The organism is Dyadobacter sp. CY312 (genome assembly GCF_021390535.1).
Taxonomy (GTDB): Bacteria; Bacteroidota; Bacteroidia; order Cytophagales; family Spirosomataceae; genus Dyadobacter.
The window spans coordinates 116,799-134,939 of record NZ_JAJUXG010000017.1 but is presented as its reverse complement, the minus strand read 5'-3'; the positions used below and the strand labels follow the sequence as shown (position 1 = coordinate 134,939).

18 protein-coding genes are annotated in these 18,141 nt (G+C 42.4%); 3 read left to right on the top strand and 15 right to left on the bottom strand.

The window, feature by feature from the left end; genetic code table 11:
• Positions 1–97: 97 nt before the first annotated feature.
• From LZG71_RS22905 to LZG71_RS22895, 3 genes are all read left to right on the top strand, one after another.
• A complete protein-coding gene (locus tag LZG71_RS22905; protein ID WP_233824348.1) occupies positions 98–637 on the top strand; it encodes a pyridoxamine 5'-phosphate oxidase family protein in 540 nt (179 codons plus the stop codon).
• A gap of 262 nt (positions 638–899) precedes the next feature.
• A complete protein-coding gene (locus LZG71_RS22900) occupies positions 900–1,322 on the top strand; it encodes a VOC family protein (RefSeq protein WP_233824346.1) in 423 nt (140 codons plus the stop codon).
• A gap of 277 nt (positions 1,323–1,599) precedes the next feature.
• Entirely contained in the window at positions 1,600–2,721 is a 1,122-nt protein-coding gene (locus LZG71_RS22895; RefSeq protein WP_233824344.1) for a DNA alkylation repair protein, read from the top strand.
• 58 nt (positions 2,722–2,779) lie between these two features.
• On the opposite strand, the gene LZG71_RS22890 is transcribed toward LZG71_RS22895, so the two are convergent.
• The 15 genes from LZG71_RS22890 to spt form a co-directional block, all read right to left on the bottom strand.
• Positions 2,780–3,166 (bottom strand): hypothetical protein, encoded by a 387-nt coding sequence (locus tag LZG71_RS22890; RefSeq protein ID WP_233824342.1) that lies wholly within the window; start codon positions 3,164–3,166, stop codon positions 2,780–2,782.
• Positions 3,167–3,362: 196 nt separating this feature from the next.
• Entirely contained in the window at positions 3,363–4,082 is a 720-nt protein-coding gene (locus tag LZG71_RS22885) for an isoprenylcysteine carboxylmethyltransferase family protein (RefSeq protein WP_233824340.1), read from the bottom strand.
• Positions 4,079–4,834, bottom strand: a complete 756-nt coding sequence (cmoA, locus tag LZG71_RS22880; RefSeq protein WP_233824338.1) for a carboxy-S-adenosyl-L-methionine synthase CmoA — start codon at positions 4,832–4,834, stop codon at positions 4,079–4,081. Before cmoA ends, LZG71_RS22885 begins: the two co-directional genes overlap by 4 nt.
• Positions 4,835–5,282: 448 nt before the next feature.
• A complete protein-coding gene (locus LZG71_RS22875; protein WP_233824336.1) occupies positions 5,283–5,894 on the bottom strand; it encodes a sterol desaturase family protein in 612 nt (203 codons plus the stop codon).
• Position 5,895: 1 nt separating this feature from the next.
• Complete coding sequence (locus LZG71_RS22870) at positions 5,896–6,474, bottom strand: DUF4833 domain-containing protein (RefSeq protein WP_233824334.1); 579 nt, start codon at positions 6,472–6,474, stop codon at positions 5,896–5,898.
• A gap of 13 nt (positions 6,475–6,487) precedes the next feature.
• A complete protein-coding gene (locus LZG71_RS22865; protein ID WP_233824333.1) occupies positions 6,488–7,399 on the bottom strand; it encodes a PfkB family carbohydrate kinase in 912 nt (303 codons plus the stop codon).
• Positions 7,400–7,445: 46 nt separating this feature from the next.
• Positions 7,446–8,162, bottom strand: a complete 717-nt coding sequence (locus LZG71_RS22860) for an HAD family hydrolase (protein WP_233824331.1) — start codon at positions 8,160–8,162, stop codon at positions 7,446–7,448.
• A 6-nt stretch (positions 8,163–8,168) separates the two neighbouring features.
• Entirely contained in the window at positions 8,169–9,221 is a 1,053-nt protein-coding gene (locus tag LZG71_RS22855) for a lysylphosphatidylglycerol synthase transmembrane domain-containing protein (RefSeq protein WP_233824330.1), read from the bottom strand.
• Positions 9,202–10,176 carry a CDP-alcohol phosphatidyltransferase family protein gene (locus LZG71_RS22850; protein WP_233824329.1) on the bottom strand — a complete coding sequence of 325 codons (975 nt, stop codon included), beginning with the start codon at positions 10,174–10,176 and terminating at the stop codon, positions 9,202–9,204. Before LZG71_RS22850 ends, LZG71_RS22855 begins: the two co-directional genes overlap by 20 nt.
• A 113-nt stretch (positions 10,177–10,289) precedes the next feature.
• Positions 10,290–11,159: a hypothetical protein gene (locus LZG71_RS22845; protein WP_233824328.1), complete on the bottom strand. Its 870-nt coding sequence runs from the start codon at positions 11,157–11,159 to the stop codon at positions 10,290–10,292.
• A gap of 96 nt (positions 11,160–11,255) precedes the next feature.
• On the bottom strand, positions 11,256–11,987 hold the full coding sequence (locus LZG71_RS22840) for a sugar phosphate nucleotidyltransferase (protein ID WP_233824327.1): 732 nt from the start codon (positions 11,985–11,987) through the stop codon (positions 11,256–11,258).
• Positions 11,988–12,112: 125 nt separating this feature from the next.
• The gene (locus tag LZG71_RS22835; RefSeq protein ID WP_233824326.1) at positions 12,113–14,671 is read right to left on the bottom strand and encodes a DUF5686 and carboxypeptidase-like regulatory domain-containing protein; all 2,559 of its coding nucleotides are present in this window, start codon (positions 14,669–14,671) and stop codon (positions 12,113–12,115) included.
• 104 nt (positions 14,672–14,775) lie between these two features.
• Positions 14,776–15,801 carry an NAD(P)-dependent oxidoreductase gene (locus LZG71_RS22830; protein WP_233824324.1) on the bottom strand — a complete coding sequence of 342 codons (1,026 nt, stop codon included), beginning with the start codon at positions 15,799–15,801 and terminating at the stop codon, positions 14,776–14,778.
• Entirely contained in the window at positions 15,798–16,922 is a 1,125-nt protein-coding gene (locus LZG71_RS22825) for a hypothetical protein (protein WP_233824323.1), read from the bottom strand. Before LZG71_RS22825 ends, LZG71_RS22830 begins: the two co-directional genes overlap by 4 nt.
• Entirely contained in the window at positions 16,919–18,124 is a 1,206-nt protein-coding gene (gene spt, locus LZG71_RS22820; RefSeq protein ID WP_233824321.1) for a serine palmitoyltransferase, read from the bottom strand. The genes LZG71_RS22825 and spt overlap by 4 nt, the downstream gene beginning before the upstream one ends.
• Between the last annotated feature and the right edge of the window lie 17 nt (positions 18,125–18,141).

The window sequence follows — 18,141 nt, the reverse complement described above, 5'->3', positions numbered from 1 at the left end:
CAACCGTATTAAAACCACAGAATCATCACCACATTTTCGATAGAAGCTCTGGAACGATCTTTGTTGAAGGAGGTTAGAACTTCAACCAAAAATCAACATGGATAGTATTAACCAACAGCAGCCCGAAGAAAATCACAAGGACCTTTTTAGCCAGGAAGCGGGCGAAAAAATTAAGGAGTTGGCTTCCGCTGCCAATACCTGCTTTTTTTGCACCGGCATCACGACCGGCAAACCGCTGAATACACGCCCGATGTCCATTCAGAAAGTGACAGACGATGGTACATTCTGGTTTCTAAGCTCAGATGACAGCCATAAAAATGCGGAGATCGGTGCTGATCCATATGTCCACCTGTTATTCCAGGGATCGAAGTATTCCGACTTTCTGAGCATTTATGGAACAGCAACCATTTCCAAAGAAAAAGCCATTATTGAAGATCTGTGGGATCCCATTCTGAAAGCATGGTTCACAGAAGGCGTTAATGACCCCAGGATCACCGTGGTTAAGGTGGAAACCAAAGAGGGATATTACTGGGATAACAAACACGGCAACGCAATCGCTTTTGCCAAAACCCTGTTCGGTGCTATGACGGGTCAAACTTTGGATGATTCCATCGAAGGCAAACTGGTTACAGAATAAAAAGTTATTAGCCTATTGCAAGTATATAGCTTCGGATTGATGTCCGAAGCTATAATTGTTTTTAGCGACAAAGTTTGACGTATCTGAGGAATATTTTTACCATGTAAGTCTCAGTCAACCTTTAAGTTCTAAAATCTTAAAACAGCATTTAGGAATATTGTCATCTAATAGTTAGAATTGTACCTGTGCGCCAAATTTACAATTTGACAAACCATTGAACCATAACCTGTAACAAAGCTACAACTAACCCGATTTAGAAACCATGGCACTCATAAACCCACACATTAACTTCAACGGCAATGCCCAAGAGGCGTTCACCTTTTACAAGTCCGTATTTGGAGGAGAATTTGCCAGGATCATACGCCTGGAAGATATTGCGACGCCGGAACATCCGGTATCAGAAAATGACGCTAACAAAATCATGCATATTGCCCTGCCAATAGGCAGCAACATGCTGATGGGCAATGATATCCCTGAGAGAATGGGACGAGTAGATGAGAACGAAAACCGATCCAAAATAGCTGTCAGTGCTGAAAGTCGCGAAGAGGCCGACAAAATATTCAGCGGGCTTTCGGCAGGCGGAAGTATCGAAGTACCAATGAGCGACAGTCCATGGGGAACTTATTTTGGCATGTTCAGAGACAAATTCGGAATTGAATGGATGGTCGACTTCGACGCAAAATGACATAGCATTGTGCACCGTGCAATAACAATGAGCGAAACTCACGCTCATTGTTATTTTATGGCTAAAATATAACGGATCGAAAATGGATCAGCGGACTTTACCAAACGGTTAAGTTCCCGGTATCATCGATTATATTAAAACTATACTTTATACACCGTCGAAGATCACCGAGCTTTGGCCAGCTACGTACTAACTTTTTTGCTATGCCCTTTGCCTGGATTCCTTTCACAACACAAATTGCTATTTTTGCCTGATAAACACACCGAAATTCAACAAAATGAGTTCGCTTTTAAAGGATATCTACTCCCCTCTTTTCTACGATAAACTTGCCGACAGCTTTTCAACAAGCATTCCATCATTCGATAAAGCCAAATTCATTGCGGATATTTTCACAGACAATTTCAAGTCAATGGAATTGAAACAGCGGATGAAGCATACGGCACTCGCTTTGCATCGGTTTTTACCTGCTGAGTTTAGCAAGACTGTTCCAATTCTTCAAAAAATGATAGATCAGTTGTTGGCTGATCACTTTCGTTCGGATGCGCTCGAATTCATGTTTCTGCCTGACTACATTGAAACTTACGGAATAGATGATTATGAAAACGCTGTGACTGCACTCGAATTCACCACACAGTTTGTAAGTTGTGAATTCGCTGTACGGCCATTTTTGATAAAATATGGCGAGAAAATGATCAGCCAGATGAAGAGCTGGTCGCTGCATTCAAGCGCCAGGGTTAGGAGGCTTGCAAGTGAAGGTTCCAGACCAAAGTTGCCCTGGGCAATGGCTGTACCGGCACTAAAAAAAGATCCGACTTCAATAATTCCTATTCTGGAAAATTTGAAAACAGACGTTTCAGAGTCGGTAAGACGCAGTGTCGCCAATAGTCTGAACGACATAGCCAAAGATCACCCTGAAATTGTACTGGAAATAGCATCGCGCTGGTCGGGAGTTAGTAAGGAAACCGACGCCATCGTCAGGCACGGTTCGCGTACCCTGCTCAAACATGGACATGCCGGCATCCTGAATCATTACGGTCTGACGAGCCATTCCATTGCCGTAACAGATTTCCAGATTGACACTCCCGCAGTTAACATCGGCGAAAATCTTGAATTCTCATTCCGGGTACAGAATCAACTAACGGTAAACCAAGCTGTCCGGCTGGAATATGCAATCTATTATGTGAAAGCCAATGGTCAGCTTTCCAAAAAAGTTTTCAAAATAAGTGAGCGGGTTTTGGGGGGAAATGAAATTGTGTCGATTGCAAGAAGGCAAAGTTTCCGGCTCATTACTACACGTAAATTTTACGCAGGAGCACACCGTTTATCACTCATCGTTAACGGAGAAGAAAAAACCGCCGGAGATTTCATTCTTAATGAGTCGAAAGATTTACTAAAATAAAATCTCCCTTAAAAATCACGAGTGATTATTAAAGGAGATAATTTATAAGAGCTCCGGCTTATACGGCTGCCACAGCCCGGCGCGTTACGCCATTGCTCCGAATTCCCTTCAAGCCCTTTGTGTTTTCTTCCACTCCAAAAGCATCGCTAAATACATAATTCATGCCTGCAAGTTGTTTGAATTCCCGGAGCGAGGCATTCACCTGCTTTTTGGAAAGTCCGCTGTACTTCATTTGCAGTAATAAACCTTTCGCGTGTGAGAATCTTTTCAGTTTCCAGTATTGAGGATGATTGATTCCGATTGGCGGATGGAAATAACGGTCATTTTTATCTTTGATCAGAAACTCGAAATCGATTATTACCTGACCGCCGTTTATAACATTTCCTTTAACAATAACTTTTGCTTCCCTATCTGTTGTAAGATTGAATAGTTTTTCGTGAATCATGCTGTCTTTATAATTTAAGATCCCTGATAATCAATGTAAAGGACCAGACTGCATAAGTTTTCTCACAAACCTGGTCGCACGCATTAATACAAAAGATTATGCCGGAGGTAACAGCAGAAAATAAAATTGTTTGAAAATTTATATAAAAAAAATGTTATGTTCTATTCAATTTATTTAGCGGTTCGGCGGCAGGATATCAATCGGTCATCTTTCCCGATTTTTTCAGATAACGAACATATAAATAAATCATGCCAAGAAGCGCCACAGCGATGCCGAAAATCAAGTTTCGGGCGTTATCGCCAGAGGTAAGCTGTGGATATTTGAACAATAGAATGGCCACAATCCCTACCAGCCACACCCACAACGTATTGTATTCTTTCAACAACCATCGCTTATGATTGAACTGCATCTGACCCATGGTTTTGCCAATTCCTCTGAGTTGAATCAGCCATCTGTTCACTCTGCTGCAATAAGCATCAAAATCCGCTCCAAACTTATTTCGCAGAAAATTCTCCTCTGCCAGTACTATCGCCTGATAGATAAACAAAAACAGAGGCATCACAATACCGACGTAGAATAAAGAGTTGGACAGGATACCAACCCCTAAAAGCATCAGAATATTTCCGACGTACAGGGGATTACGGCAATGATTAAAAATTCCTTCGGTTACCAGCTTTTCTGCATATACCTTCTTGTCGCGACCACCGCGAATGATGTAGGCAAGACCAATGGTAATTCCACGGATTATTTCACCGGAAAACGTTACGAAAAGACCGAGAATGATAGGAAGAAGAAAATACTTTTCGCCAAAATAGTCAGGAGAGAAAAGCATAGGAGAAGGCACAAAAAGCAACAAATACAGAAAAATGAAGAGTGTGTTTCTAAACCTGAAAAAGAAATTACCAATTGAAATCATGATTTTTTATAAGCTATCATTCCTGAAAAATTGTACCATTTGAAAAACGTCTCACAGTCGGCAAAACCTGCTTCTTTGAGTAGAAGCAAATTTTCCGATAACTTGTAAGGAATCAGCACATTTTCCAGTGCTTCGCGTTTCTGCGAAATCTCCATCTCGCTATAATGGTTGCGACGCTTATAATTGTAGTAATATTTGATAAAGTCACGGTTAAAAACGGTGCTCTCTGCTAAAACCTTTTCAACCAACAGTAGTACACCACCAGGATTGAGTCCGGCATAAATGTTACGCAAAAGACGCTCCCGATACAGGGGTCTGACGAACTGCATGGTGAGACAAAGTATCACAACCGAGGCGTTTTCAATAGGCAATTGTTCATGCAGGTCACCGGTGACCAGGTCGTAAGGTCTCACAAACCCAGCTTCCTTTAACTTTTTGTCACATTTGGCGAGCATCTCCGGTGATTCATCAATGCCAATAAATCGTATGTCGGATGGTATCAGTTTATCGACCTCGATCATTGTGGTGCCGGTGGAGCAACCCAGGTCATACACAAATGTTCCTTCTTTGGCATGATCGGCGGCAATTTCGGCGAGCATGCGTTGTGTTTCATTATAAAACGGCACCGATCGGCTCACCATGTCGTCGAATACGGTAACCACCTTTGTCCCGAATTTAAAGTCGGAAACCTTTGTAATTTCTTCGTTAAAAACCAAATCCCTTCCTCCTTGTTCCGCTTCCTCCGTAATCATAATTGTTAAGCTTATTAAAGTTAGGTTTGTAATAAATTATCCTGAAAAACACCGTCACGCCAAGTTGATTCACTGACATAAACGTCAAATTCCAACGATAGTCGTAGCAACTATCTTATGATAACCGCAGGAAATATATTAAAAAAACCTTAGAATGTTTGAGAAATGGGGTAAAACGAAAATTTTGCCTGTGCTCAAATTTTCGCAATTTTCACTAACAAACTGAACCTTACACAACCTATTATGACTATTTTTATAGCAAATACAACAATTTAAGTATTTGATCTTAAAGACATAAGCAAGAGAAAGTGAGCGGAGCGACTATTAATCCTTACGGGTTGCACCTGACATAATCAGGTAGATAATGCCCGTTTTTTCCACCTGCCCTTTAAACAAAAAAACGACTATCCTTTGAAAGACAGCCGTTTAGAATTAAAATATTCTGTAACTAATAATCCGAACCGAATACCTTATCCCAGAAATTGGAGCTTACACCGTAACCCTTATTACTCTCGGAATAGTGATGCGTCATGTGATGCTTTTTAAGTGTCTTCCAGAATTCGTTTTTGAAATTGGCATGATGTAAAGCATAATGCATCATGTCATAAAACAAATATCCTGTGATAAAACCAGAAAAAAATGCTGCGACGGTAAATTCTCCAAGGAACAACGTGAACAAAAAATAGAATCCCGTAGCCAATGGAATACTTACCGACGGGGGCATTACGAGTCGTTTGGCATCATTCGGATAATCATGATGAACACCGTGAAATATGAAATGAATCCGTTCCATAATTTTACCACGTGGCGTAAAATGGAATACGAAACGATGCATGACATACTCTGTAAAAGACCAGATAAACAGCCCGCCCGAATAATAGGCAACGAAAGAAATCAGAGGCATTTGACCGGGTGAAATTGCTTTCCAGGAAAAGTATCCTATAACCGGAACAAAAATATAGAGTGGAACACTGAAGTGTACTTTGGATAATGGTTCAAGAAGGTCACTTTTGAACATTCTTGATGACTCCCTCGAGTTTGAGACATAATTTTTAGCCATGTCACGATGGTTTTATTCGTTGTGTAATTATTTTTCCGGTTGCTATCTCCACACCCTTAAGTTCGATGTAGAGCACATTTGGAGACCAGAAAGTCCCTCCGTCGATTCGGATAAAAACTCTGCTCAGGATACACTTTCTGCTTCCTATATCTGCATAGACATGATACTGGTTCTTTTGATCACGTCGCAAATACAACGGTAATTTGGAATAAGCCACAGACCTAAGTTCAAAATCTCCGTTACCCATTGATTTTGAATTGATTCCGTAAGCAAATTTACGCTGAAGGTAATTTAAATCTTTACGTCCCCCACCTTCGGGATAACGTATCCAGAAAGTGCTGACAGGATCTTTTTCCCGAACACGCCCCTGTCCATCCTTATTGAGCTCGTACACAATCGTGTTGGTATTGGGATCGCGCTGAATGTAGAATAGCAATCCTGGCACTTCGCGCCCAGGGACCGGAAAAGTATCCGGATCAGCCAAATTCCTTGTGCTGATAGACTCTCTGTTTTCAACACCCTTAAAAGAAACAATAAAGGGTATGGCAATGAATAAAAATATGCTGATGACGTACTTCATGACAAAAAAACTCTTACTTTTCAACCTCGGCCACCTGCTCCACCTGAGGAGTGTAGGCCCCCTGCTTAATCACATTTTCTACTTCTTGCGGAGTTCTTGAAAACGGCCCGGATGACGCAATTTTCAGCGTAGCCATGGCGGCACCAAACTCCCCTGCACGTTGTATTGATTCTCCTTTCACTTTTTGAAGCAGATATCCTGCCATATATGTGTCACCACAACCAGTTGCATCAACAATATCAGCAGGCTGATAGGCTGGAATATGATGAAAAACACCATTGGTATAAATCACCGAACCACGGCTTCCAAGTGTAATAATCACTTCCCTCACACCCATTTCTGCCAGGTATCTTGCACCAGCTTCAACATTGGAAGTGCCTGTTACGGCTTCCATTTCAAACTCGTTCGCTTTCAGATAAGTAATGTATGGAAGCGCTTCCTCTTTGTCTGCCCAGTCGCGGTAGTAAACCTTCTTATCCTTCACATAACGCAGGAAACCTTGAATATCAAGAGAAACCTCTCCTTTTGAGGCAAGGTGTTTTACTAATTCGACCGTAATATCATCCGATAATAACGGCCCCAGGTGGAAGATTTTGGCATTAACATCCGGCATTTGAGCAACATCGAAAGAAGCCGCAGTGTGCAAAACATTCTGCTCACGGTGATCCTGATTGTGGCTGTAAATGTTTTCAAAATACACGGTAAATTCGCTTGGCAGGGAGCGCACTTCAATGTTTGCTTCCCGGAGTCCGTCCACGATATAAGCCTCCTCATTGCCCAGTGCGGTTACCAGCGCGTAGCGCAAATCGAAATCCTGAATTGCTTTGGAAAAATAAAATGATGTGCCACCCGGCATGAACTTAACGGATTGGGTCGTTACCACTTTATCCAAAGTAATATGCCCTATGGTGCAGATATCATACATAATTTCTATAATTATAAGTCAGGCGTAATCATGATCGCCAAACAGATTACTGATTCATTTCTTTAATTTTTACCAACACCTCACTGAAATCCGTGATTTCTGCGTCGGCTTTCCATTCGGATGTTGCTGCTGCAGTGGATTCCTCCCAGCCCGCTACATTGATCCAGATTGCCTTACAACCAACCTGTTTGGCCGGGACCATATCTTTCACAAACGAATCGCCGATTACCACACATTCTTCAGGCCGCAAACCCAGCGCATCAACCCCAAGTTTATAAATACCAGGATCCGGTTTGCGGATTTTCACAACCGCAGATTCAACGATCTCCTGGAAATAACTGTCGATTTCAAATACTTCCAAAACCTTATTGATATTTCCATAAAAGTTGGAAACGAGAATAAGAGGATAATTCGCCGCGAGTTGCGCAAGAACTGGTTTTGCTTTCCCTATTGTTTCCAGGGCAAATGCGTTACACTCCGTTGCTATGGCCTCAACAAGTTCCGGTGCGAGCTCAATCCCATTTTCTTTCAAAAACAAAAACTGCTGCTCCACTTTTAAAATCAGTGTATCGTAAAACGAGTGTTCCGGTTTTATGATCGGATTGATGGCCAATGACCTTTCTCCAAAGGAGTACGCTTTGGAGAAACTTTCTTTGTCAACACCGGTATTATGCTTTTGATAAGCCTCCCACAAAACAGAACCCCAGTGCAAACCGTTCGTATCTATCGTCCCGCCGTAATCTATCAGTACTCCCTTTATCATCGTTTTTTATTTGTTCGCAATAGAATGCACATATGTTAATTCGGATTCCACTTCCTGCAAATCACTTTCATTGGAAGCTCCTTTTTTGTTCATTAATGCCAGACCAATCAGGATCCAAACAATTTCCCTGATACGCATCACAACACCTATAAAAATACCACTTGCCGCCGGCAGCCCAACGCTCCTGAGCGCCATTGCCAAACCACCTTCTCGTGTACCCAGCTGCATCGGGAAAAAGAAAATCAGGTTGGCAAAAAGTGACGAACCAGAACTTACTACCAGTGCTTCCGTTACCGACATGTCCAGACCAATTGCAATTGCTGTGAAATAAATCTCAGCACAACCAACGACTCTTGCCGCAAATTCCAGCCAAAGGGAAAGGTAAAATCTTGGTTTCCTGTCGGCGTACAATATTCGTATCTGGTCGTCGATTTCGAGAAGCGAATCCGCTTTTTCAGTCGCAAATGCCTGTGCCTTTTTCCCTACAAATGGAAGCTTCGTTAAAAGATTAACTGTACTGACCGTGAATCCTTTTTTATAAACCCGTATAAACCAATATCCCAATAACAAACTCGTTACCAGCATGAAAGCACAGCCGGCGAGTATCATGTTGTTTACAGGAATGAAAGCTAAAATAAGCAGGATCGATACGAGCCAGAACAACACGTGCGAAAACATGTGCATCAGGCTATACAACAACACGGAGGAAGTTGCCTTATTGATTCCCAGCTTGGGTTTCAACTCCATAATCCGGTAAGGTTCTCCTCCCAGCGCGACAAACGGCGTGATGTAGTTGATCGCATAACCGGTTATGGTCAGCCTCAATACATCCCAAAACAGCATGTTGCTCCTGGGCAAAGCTGGTTCCTGAATAATGGCTTTAAACGCATAGGCATTCAGAATATAGATGACGAGCCAACTGCCGATAACAGGGATAAACCAGATACCAGTCTTTTGAATATTCAGCCAAATAGAATCCAACCCGATGCCATATACCATATAGCCCAGCGTGAGAATTCCGATCAGCAGAAATACCGCCTTATATATTTTTGACCCCATATTCGGTACCAGTAGAAATCTTTTTGTAAAAATATCCGCTCACTTTCTCCTGATTCACACACATGTAGATCAGAATCGGATTCAGTATAAAAATGTCAAAGAAAAAATAAACCCACGCCTGATCCAGAAATAACCAAAGGAACAAAAACAGTACTCTGGTATTGAACTGTACAATGTTGGTATATTTCATCAATGGCCTGTTCTGCGCTCTGAAATCGGTGATCAGGTTCTGAGGTAAACCATTTCTGTATTTTTCACGAACCAGGCCAAGCAGCTTCTGCAATTTGGGTGAAAAGAACTCCTGCTGTTTGGTATAATTCAGGTAAAAACGAGCTACCAGTTTCATCCCAAAATCGTTCTTCCAAGTAAGCTGGTTGTATTCCCGCTGTAAGTCACGGCTGTTATCCAGCTCGCTGCCGGATGTGCCCTTGATAAAGAACAAATGCACATTTCTGTAATAATCGGCCATCGCAGACTGCACGACGTGGGAAGCACCGGCGAGCACACCCGGAATCCAGATCAATGCTGTCCAGCCTTCGTTCATGCTTCGCAAACAGATGGCAATGTGTATGGAAATAAACCAGAAATCTCCGGCAGCTCCATCCAGGATGCGTCCTAAACGGCTTTTGTTATTGGTCAATCTTGCAAGCTGCCCATCGGCGCTGTCAAGCGAATTAGCGAATACCAGCGAAAGCATCCCGATCACGTTCACCCATAGATCCTGACTGTAAAAAAGAATCCCCGCTGCGACACCAAAAAAGATACTGATGATGGTTACCGTATTGGGTGTCATGCCAATTTTGGCACAAAAAAGTGCGATCTGGTAACCAATCGGGCGATAGAACCAGATATCGATTTTCTCTTCGGTATCGTTGGATTTCAGCGAACTTTCAAAGGCCGAAACCTGATCTGGTTGTAAAGGTTTTGCAGTATTTTCTTTAATAAGGTTATCCATCAGGATAGTTTTGGTTTAATATTAAAAAGCCCCGGTTAACAGTTTTTTGTAAACAGTACTTCGAATCGGCTTTCAGTTAGTTGAGTTTAAATATTAGTTAAGGATCATTTGTCCTACGACTCTTGTGAAAACTTTTGAAAAATTCGTTTTGCAATGAATTCCGCTGCCTCGTCGCGACAAGGTGCGAAACTCGGCCAGTCGTTCAGATCGATAATGTGAAAGCTCCCATCTGCTCCTACAATGGCGTCACCACCATAAATATCTATCCCCAGCACCCTCGCCGATTCTCCGGCAATGTTTTGCAGCTTATTTTCATCAAAGGTATGATACAAGGATTTCCCGTTTATACTTTCATACTCCGAATACTTATGGTGATTGTTGTCATAAGGATAAAACCAGAAAAAGAATTCCGTTCCGTACACGCCGTAAAATTTCACCAAATCTCCCATGAGGTGCTCAGAAATAACCGCATCCGGAATTTCACGCAAAGCATATTCCCGCAGTATTTCTTTGGCCTCTTTTTTTGTGTAGGTAAATGTCACGTCTTCCTTATGGATCGCATGAAAATCACCTCTTTTTATCCAAAAACCCTTACCGGGCAAATTCTCAAATACCTCATCGCCGGTATAACTTGTAGGTACAACAAAACTCTTAGGATAGGGAATGCCGTTGCTAACAAGGCCATTAGTCATATTGGTTCGGAAACAATTTTCAATTCCAAATCCGGAATTCACCACCACTACGCCGCTTTCTTCAAGATCCTGTAATTTTTTAACAACCTCCTTTTGGCGCGCCATTGTAAAAATCAACTTGTGAGAGACGTTTTCCATTGCCAAAAAATCGTCTTCACTTATCAGCTGAACTTTACCTCCAAGTTTTTCCAGCTCCTGCGCTGTTAATGAAAATATGGCATCATCATTCCCAATGTGGTTTGGTGAAAATTTCCTGTTTCTATGTACTGCAAGTATTTCTTTACTATTCATAATTGAGCGCCCGGGGCTTTTGCCATTGCATTGACTTTGGGCTTTTTAATCGGTGTCAGAATTCATTTTGGCTGGTTTATCTCAGCCATTTATTGTTTAAATACCTGCTACAACAGCCGTATCATTGTTTTCTAATAAGAAATGCTCAGCAGTTTCAATGTCTGCCATGTGGTCTACATCCACGATTTTTGAGAATGGATGAGCTTTTAAGCTCACGCCGCTGGTCAGCAATTGCCGCTGAAAATTGCGCATTCTGTTCGTTCCACTTTCTACGGCCTCGTTCACAACATTCAGCGCTTTTCCGCGAAGACAATAGATTCCTCCTGAAATGAATGGCGTTTTATTATCATTTTTATCAGCGAAAGCGGTGATATTTTTATTGGCGTCCACGTCTACAAACAACGGACTCTCATCATCAATAAAGGTGGTAACGGCCATTAGTCCATCAATGTCTTTATTTGATTCAAATTCTGAGATGTATGCTTTGAACTCGGCTTCTTTGAAAACGGTATCTGTCGTTGTGAGACAAACTGAATTCACACCATCCGCATTTTTCAGAAGTTCGTAAAAGCTGTGTAGGGAACTTGGAGTCGATTTCCTGGTAATATGTATCGGCAACGAAGGATCCAGTGTTTTAAGATGTTCTTCCAACTGAGCCGATTCTTCATTGATAATAATGAAAATGTTTTCTGCATTATTTCTGGCAAAAACGCTGATCAGACGATCAATCAACATTTCTCCATGCAAACTCACCATTGGCTTTGGCAACGGAAAACCTTCCTGTGCCAATCTTGATCCTTCTCCTGCTGCTATTATTGCGTAGTTCATCTTTTCTCAGATTATTCTCATTATTCCTCAGGGCGTTGCCCTGGGTTAAGAGATGCATGCCTTTCAGGCTAATTTGCCCATTCACTTTTTACTTTTTACTCTTTACCGCCTGGCTCTTATTCTCTTTAAAAATCAAGCCTGAACCTTGCTCTGATACCCCATTCCGAAACATTCGGATGATCGAGGTAGTTGAAACGTTTCACAAGATCCACACGAAGCAGTTTAAAAATGTTTGCCACGCCTATACTTCCTTCCATATAAGGCTCTTTCGCAAGTGTATAGCTGATCGGTCGCCCCTGTTCGTCCACCGGAAACTTGTAAACCGATGCACCGCTAGCAGGATTGTTTTCATCACGCAATCCACCCATCACCGCTTTGAAACTAAATACCTCGCGAAGTTTCAATTTTTTCAGCAAAGGTACTTTGTTAAACAAAAATCCATTCATGTAATACTGAACATCTATACTTGCGTAATGATCACTCACAAATTCCAGGAAGTTCATCAGGTTATATGAATTTAGCTGATAAGCATATGTCTGGTTGGCACGATGGATTGTCAGTAAAGGGAAAGGAATGTTTTTCCCAAAGATGTATCCACCTTCCGCGGTGAGGTCAACAAATCCTAGTTGAGACAAATAAACACGTTTTGCAATGTTTCCTGTCAGATTGTGGTAGTTATTCTGCCCTTCCAAAACTCCTTTTAAACCTGCATTGTAGCGAAGTGTGAAGATTGGAAACTTGTTGATAATAGGCGTACGATACAACTTGCCCTGGTAAAACTGCTCTCCCGGTGCATAACGAAGCTCCACATTAACTTCCGTATTTCTTAGTCGGGTGATGTCATATAACTCGCCTTCTGGTTTCACTTCCTGATACGTCAATATCCCGGCAGGTGACTGGCTCCATTTCGTAAAGCCTAACTTATAAGAAAATCTGCTCTGGAATTCTCTTACATATTCAACTTTGTAAATGTCATTGTAAAGCCATCTGTTATTTTCTCCGCGTTTGAAGGATAACAAAAAGTTATCTTCCTGGACAAATTGCAGATCCTGACCTGGAATTTTAGTGTCGTGCTGATAACTTGCTTTAATGTAATGCAGCGGAAAATGATACACCGACTTGTTGTTGAGTGAATAGGTTCCACTCAAAAAGTATTTCCATTTCTGATCCTTGAAGCCGTAAGCTGCATAAGTTTCAAAGAAAACTCTTTTGCTTAATTCCGTGGTGGTTCTGCCACCAAAACGGAGGCGGAAACCTTCAACCGGGTTAAAACTGTAAAATGTATTTACCGGACCAACCTCTACAATACCGAACGACTTATAGCCAGCCAGAAAAAGAGTGGTGATGTCCATCGTACGACGGAAAGACGGGATGGTTTGCAAGGTATCTACATTCCTGTAAATGTCCTTTTCAGCTCTGTCGAGTGGAAGGTGCCTTACCTGTGCCCAGTAATTCTCGCCTTTTCTTTCCAAAGGATTATATATTGCCTGTTGGCCGGGTCCTCTGTACAGGCTATCCGCCCGCTCCTGATTGATCTCGTAATTTTTAAAATTGACCGTACGCTGTCCATACAAGCCTGCTCCCTTTTCTCCCAGGGCAAATTCCATTCCCAGTGTCGTTTTACTCAAATGGTAACGACCATCATTGCTTTTCTCGAATTCGAGACGTGCTTCAAGGTCTCTCATAAAGTTGAGATTGATATCCTTGTTCACCGTCAGGAAAGCATTTTGAACTGCATAGTTTCCATCAAGGGTAATAAACAGTTTGCCCTCGAAAAGCATATCTGTTTTATTACGGGGCACAAAACCAAGCTCGATTAACCATGGCTCCTGTGTTTTTACAGTATCCCGGATGAAAAATTTATAGAATGTTGGTGAAGTGTTTGCAATAGGGCTCAGCAACAGGTTCGTCGCAATTGATACATCGTTTTTGTAAATATCTATATCTTCATAAAGTCTGTTAAAGTAGGCACTCAAACCATCGTTGTCTACAAATTTGCTATCAAATTCGGCACGGCGATTTCCTTTAATCCATTGTTTTTTAGTGTAAGGGCTTTTGCGGAAATAAACCTGTGACAGTTTCTCTTCCATGTAAGCGGGCAACATGTTTTTACCACCAATGGCTGCCGAATCCTGATCATTAAACAAGAACTGGTAGTTGCGGAAAACCTTTCTATCCTTAAACTTGTCGGACAGATTACTCAGAGCGAAAGACATTTTTTCGTACTGCTCGTACTCAACAAAATCGTAGCTCGCCATCTGGTTCTTATCCTTGTTGGCAATTACCTGGCGAATAAGCTGTACAGCCGGATTGTCCTTGTTACGATATTTGGCTTTCCCTTTTACCGTAATTTCCTTCAACATAGAAGCATCCACGCTCATCTTGATGTTGATGGTCTGGCTGGTTCCCTGAGGTATCGTTTTTTCAACACTTAAGTAACCTACATAAGTGAATTTGATTTTGAAGTTAGGCGCGGTCAATGTCATCGAATACTTTCCATCCACATCGGAGGTGGTACCCATAGTAGTCCCGGGAATAACGATGTTGACGTAAGGAAGTGTTTCCCCCGTTTTTTCATCCGTTATTGTTCCTTTTACTGTCGTAGCTTGTGCCCGGCTCTCAGTATAACCCGCAAGCAGGATACCGATTAAAAGCACAAACTTTATGTATGCTGGCTTCAACATAGTGTAAGCTTAATAAATTCTGATTTTATTTTTCAATGCACTTCCCGTCTGGACAACAACCGCTGTCCTTCCGTTTCACTTTTTATCCGGCGTTTACCCGGCTATTACAACCACTTATTTTCTTTGTACCAGGTCAGCGTTTGTTTCAATCCGTCTTCCAGACCAAATTTCGGCTCGTATCCAAGATTCTTCTGCGCTTTATCAATGGAGCAATACCAGTTCTCAGCCGTCAATTCGGCTATTTTTTCTTGATTCAGCACCGGAGCATTCTTCGAGAACACCGACACCGCTTCCAGCATTGCAGCTATTAGTTTGATGACGCCAAGTGGCACATGGAGCCTGTTAGGGCTTTTTTTACTAAATTTTCTGAACAAATCGGCAAGTTTGTATCTGTCGTACTTGTTGCCATCTGATATATTATAAGCTGTATGAAGCTTGCTGTCCTCTTTAAACGCAGCCAGTGTTGCTGCCACCAGATCCGTCACATGAACAAAACTCAGCCACTGCGGCTTTCGTCCTATGTAAAGATCCAGGCCTTTATTCAACGTTTGAAACAAAATGAGAATATCCTTTTCTCTTGGTCCGTAAACCGCCGTTGGTCGGATTGTCGTAAGCGGAAGATCCTTTAAATCAACCAGGTAGCTTTCTGCCAACATTTTGCTTTTACCATACGATGTCAGCGGCTTTGGAACTGTATCTTCGCTAATCGGTGACGTTGCATGATATCCCTCTGATCCCACAGCTGCCAGACTACTCAAAAAAACAAATCGTTTCAAAGGTAAGCCGCATGCCAGTGAAGCTTGTGCAAGGCGAAGTGTGTAATTCGCATTCACCTCATTATAAGCTTCTGTACTTTTGGCTCTTGTCACTCCCGCAGCGTGGATCACATAGCTATATGCCCCTTTATCCATGAGCGGAAGCAGCGTTTCGGCGGATGTGAAATCAGGAAAAACAAAAAGTAATTTACCTCTTTTATTAACCTCTGCCTCAATTCCCAGCTGTTTCAGTTCGCTTGTTTCACTCGACGGCCTCACAGCTGCGTGCACCTCAAATCCCTGCTGCAAAGCTGCTTGTACCAAATGATAACCAATGAAACCACTCGCTCCTGTTATCAGTACTCTTTCACTCATAACGCCTTCTCGTACAACCTGTAACGTTTGTATAGTTTCCCGTTGATCTGTTCAATTGCGTGGTTCATGAGGTAGTTATCTTCAAGCATCCACGAACATTCTCCACCAGTAACTTTGGTACCGTAAGTATTTTGGATAATACTTCCGTAAAGACAGGCTTCTATCCCCAGTTTCCGGTATTCTTCCATCACTCCAAGTGTAAGCACCCTAATTCTCGTGATGTTCTTCTTTCCGAAAAGAAGCTTAAAAATCCCGGTTGGCAGCAAACGTCCTCTTTTTATTTTAATCTGAATCTGGTTGATGTCGGGTACTCCCAACGTCCAGCCAATCACCTCACCATCCTTTTCTGCAACAAGGCAAAATTTAGGATCCACAATCATTTTAAGATCTTTACCAAGATACTCAAACTCGCTGTCGGTTGCCGGAACAAACCCCAGGTTCTTATCCCAGGCGGCATTATATACCTCGCGAATTTTTCTCACTTCGTTCTTAAAATCCTTCATGTTGACCTGACGGATTGTGATTCCACTCCGTTTCAGTCTGTTTTGCAAAACCTCCAACAACCTCACCGAACGGTCGTTAGAATCACTCACGTTGATTTCATAAGCCAAAAGGTCTGTTTTTTTGACCAGCTTATTCGCCAACAAAAGCTTCTCGTAGTAGGGCGCATTGTATGGCATCATCGCCATAGGTGGCCTGTCAAATCCGTCAACCAAAAGCCCGCAGGTATCATTGGTCGACAAATTAACCGGTCCTACAACCGTATCTGCACCTTGTTCCTTAACCCAGTCGCATGCTGTTTTAATCAACAGATCAGCTGTGGGTTGGTCATCGATACAATCAAAAAAACCGAAAAAACCGTCCTTTCTATTTGTAAACTCATTGTGATTCCGATTCCATATCGCAGCAATGCGTCCGGTAACCCGATCCCCATTATACGTCAGAAAAAGCTGAGCTTTGGAATGCTCGTAAAACGGGTGCTTTCCTGGCGTAAGCATGTCCTTTTGTGCTATAAAAAGCTCGGGAACGTAATTCCCGTCATTTGCATACAGGTCATGAGGAAAATCAATAAACCGGCCCAGTTCCTTACCTTTCGGTGATATGGCCTCAATGCGGATCATAGTCTGGCGGTTATAGCTTCCGGGAATAGTTCACGGTAAATACGGGCCATTTTATCAACTGCTTCTTCAATCTGGCTAAATGTATGCGTTGCCATTAATGAGAACCTGATCAGTGTTTCATCAGCTGGCACCGCAGGCGATACAACCGGGTTTACAAAAACTCCGTCTTCAAGCAAAAGTTTGGTCATCATGAAAGTCTTCTCATTGTTACGTATGTAAATCGGCAAGATCGGACTTTCGGTAGCACCGAGGTCAAAACCATTTACCAAAAGTAACTCTTTGGCATAGCGCGTATTCGCCCAGAGGCGTTCCATGTGATATGGCTCCGTTTCTATAATTTCCAAAGCAGCCAATGTACTTCCCACGCTTGCGGGCGTCATACTTGCGCTGAAAATAAGTGCTCTTGCACGGTGTTTGATGTAATCAATCGTTGCATAATCACTTGCGATAAAACCTCCAAGTGAAGCAAAAGACTTGCTGAAAGTTCCCATGATAAGATCTACGGAATCCGTAAGACCGAAATGAGAAGCTGTTCCCGCACCCGACTTTCCGATAACACCCAGGCCATGTGCGTCGTCAACCAGAACCGAAGCACCAAATTCAATGGCCACTTCGTTAAGCTCAGGAAGTTTCACAATATCGCCTTCCATACTAAATATACCGTCCGTTACGATCAGTTTCACAGCATCTTCCGGAAGCAGGTTGAGCTTCTTGCGAAGATCCCCCATGTCGTTGTGTGCATATTTGATCACCTTCGAAAACGACAAACGACTACCGTCAATAATCGATGCGTGATCTCTTTCGTCTAATATAAGGTAATCGTTTCTGCCTGTCAGACAAGAAATAGCTCCAAGATTGGCCTGATAACCAGTGCTGAACAAAACTGCCGACTCTTTACCGGTAAATTTGGCAAGCCTGTTTTCCAATTGTTCATGAATATCCAGTGTTCCGTTCAGGAACCTTGAACCCGCACATCCGCTACCGTATTTTTCGACCGCCTTCTGTGCCGATTCTATAATATAAGGGTGAGTAGTTAATCCAAGATAAGAGTTGGATCCAAACATCAATACGGGCTTACCTCCAATAATCACCTCGGTATCCTGAGCCGATTCAATCGGCCGAAAATATGGATAAGCGCCTGTTGCTCTCGCTTGTGCCGCATCTTTGAAATCTGCGACTCTTTTATGTAGTCTACTTCTCATATTATTTACTGGTGTCT

Coding starts and splice junctions, on each gene's coding strand:
- LZG71_RS22875 (WP_233824336.1), bottom strand. CDS start 5,894: ATGGCTAAAAATTATGTCTCAAACTCGAGGGAGTCATCAAGAATGTTC.
- LZG71_RS22855 (WP_233824330.1), bottom strand. CDS start 9,221: ATGGGGTCAAAAATATATAAGGCGGTATTTCTGCTGATCGGAATTCTC.
- LZG71_RS22825 (WP_233824323.1), bottom strand. CDS start 16,922: ATGATCCGCATTGAGGCCATATCACCGAAAGGTAAGGAACTGGGCCGG.
- spt (WP_233824321.1), bottom strand. CDS start 18,124: ATGAGAAGTAGACTACATAAAAGAGTCGCAGATTTCAAAGATGCGGCA.
- LZG71_RS22840 (WP_233824327.1), bottom strand. CDS start 11,987: ATGAACTACGCAATAATAGCAGCAGGAGAAGGATCAAGATTGGCACAG.
- LZG71_RS22865 (WP_233824333.1), bottom strand. CDS start 7,399: ATGTATGATATCTGCACCATAGGGCATATTACTTTGGATAAAGTGGTA.
- LZG71_RS22850 (WP_233824329.1), bottom strand. CDS start 10,176: ATGGATAACCTTATTAAAGAAAATACTGCAAAACCTTTACAACCAGAT.
- LZG71_RS22870 (WP_233824334.1), bottom strand. CDS start 6,474: ATGAAGTACGTCATCAGCATATTTTTATTCATTGCCATACCCTTTATT.
- LZG71_RS22895 (WP_233824344.1), top strand. CDS start 1,600: ATGAGTTCGCTTTTAAAGGATATCTACTCCCCTCTTTTCTACGATAAA.
- LZG71_RS22890 (WP_233824342.1), bottom strand. CDS start 3,166: ATGATTCACGAAAAACTATTCAATCTTACAACAGATAGGGAAGCAAAA.
- LZG71_RS22835 (WP_233824326.1), bottom strand. CDS start 14,671: ATGTTGAAGCCAGCATACATAAAGTTTGTGCTTTTAATCGGTATCCTG.
- LZG71_RS22885 (WP_233824340.1), bottom strand. CDS start 4,082: ATGATTTCAATTGGTAATTTCTTTTTCAGGTTTAGAAACACACTCTTC.
- LZG71_RS22900 (WP_233824346.1), top strand. CDS start 900: ATGGCACTCATAAACCCACACATTAACTTCAACGGCAATGCCCAAGAG.
- LZG71_RS22845 (WP_233824328.1), bottom strand. CDS start 11,159: ATGAATAGTAAAGAAATACTTGCAGTACATAGAAACAGGAAATTTTCA.
- LZG71_RS22905 (WP_233824348.1), top strand. CDS start 98: ATGGATAGTATTAACCAACAGCAGCCCGAAGAAAATCACAAGGACCTT.
- cmoA (WP_233824338.1), bottom strand. CDS start 4,834: ATGATTACGGAGGAAGCGGAACAAGGAGGAAGGGATTTGGTTTTTAAC.
- LZG71_RS22830 (WP_233824324.1), bottom strand. CDS start 15,801: ATGAGTGAAAGAGTACTGATAACAGGAGCGAGTGGTTTCATTGGTTAT.
- LZG71_RS22860 (WP_233824331.1), bottom strand. CDS start 8,162: ATGATAAAGGGAGTACTGATAGATTACGGCGGGACGATAGATACGAAC.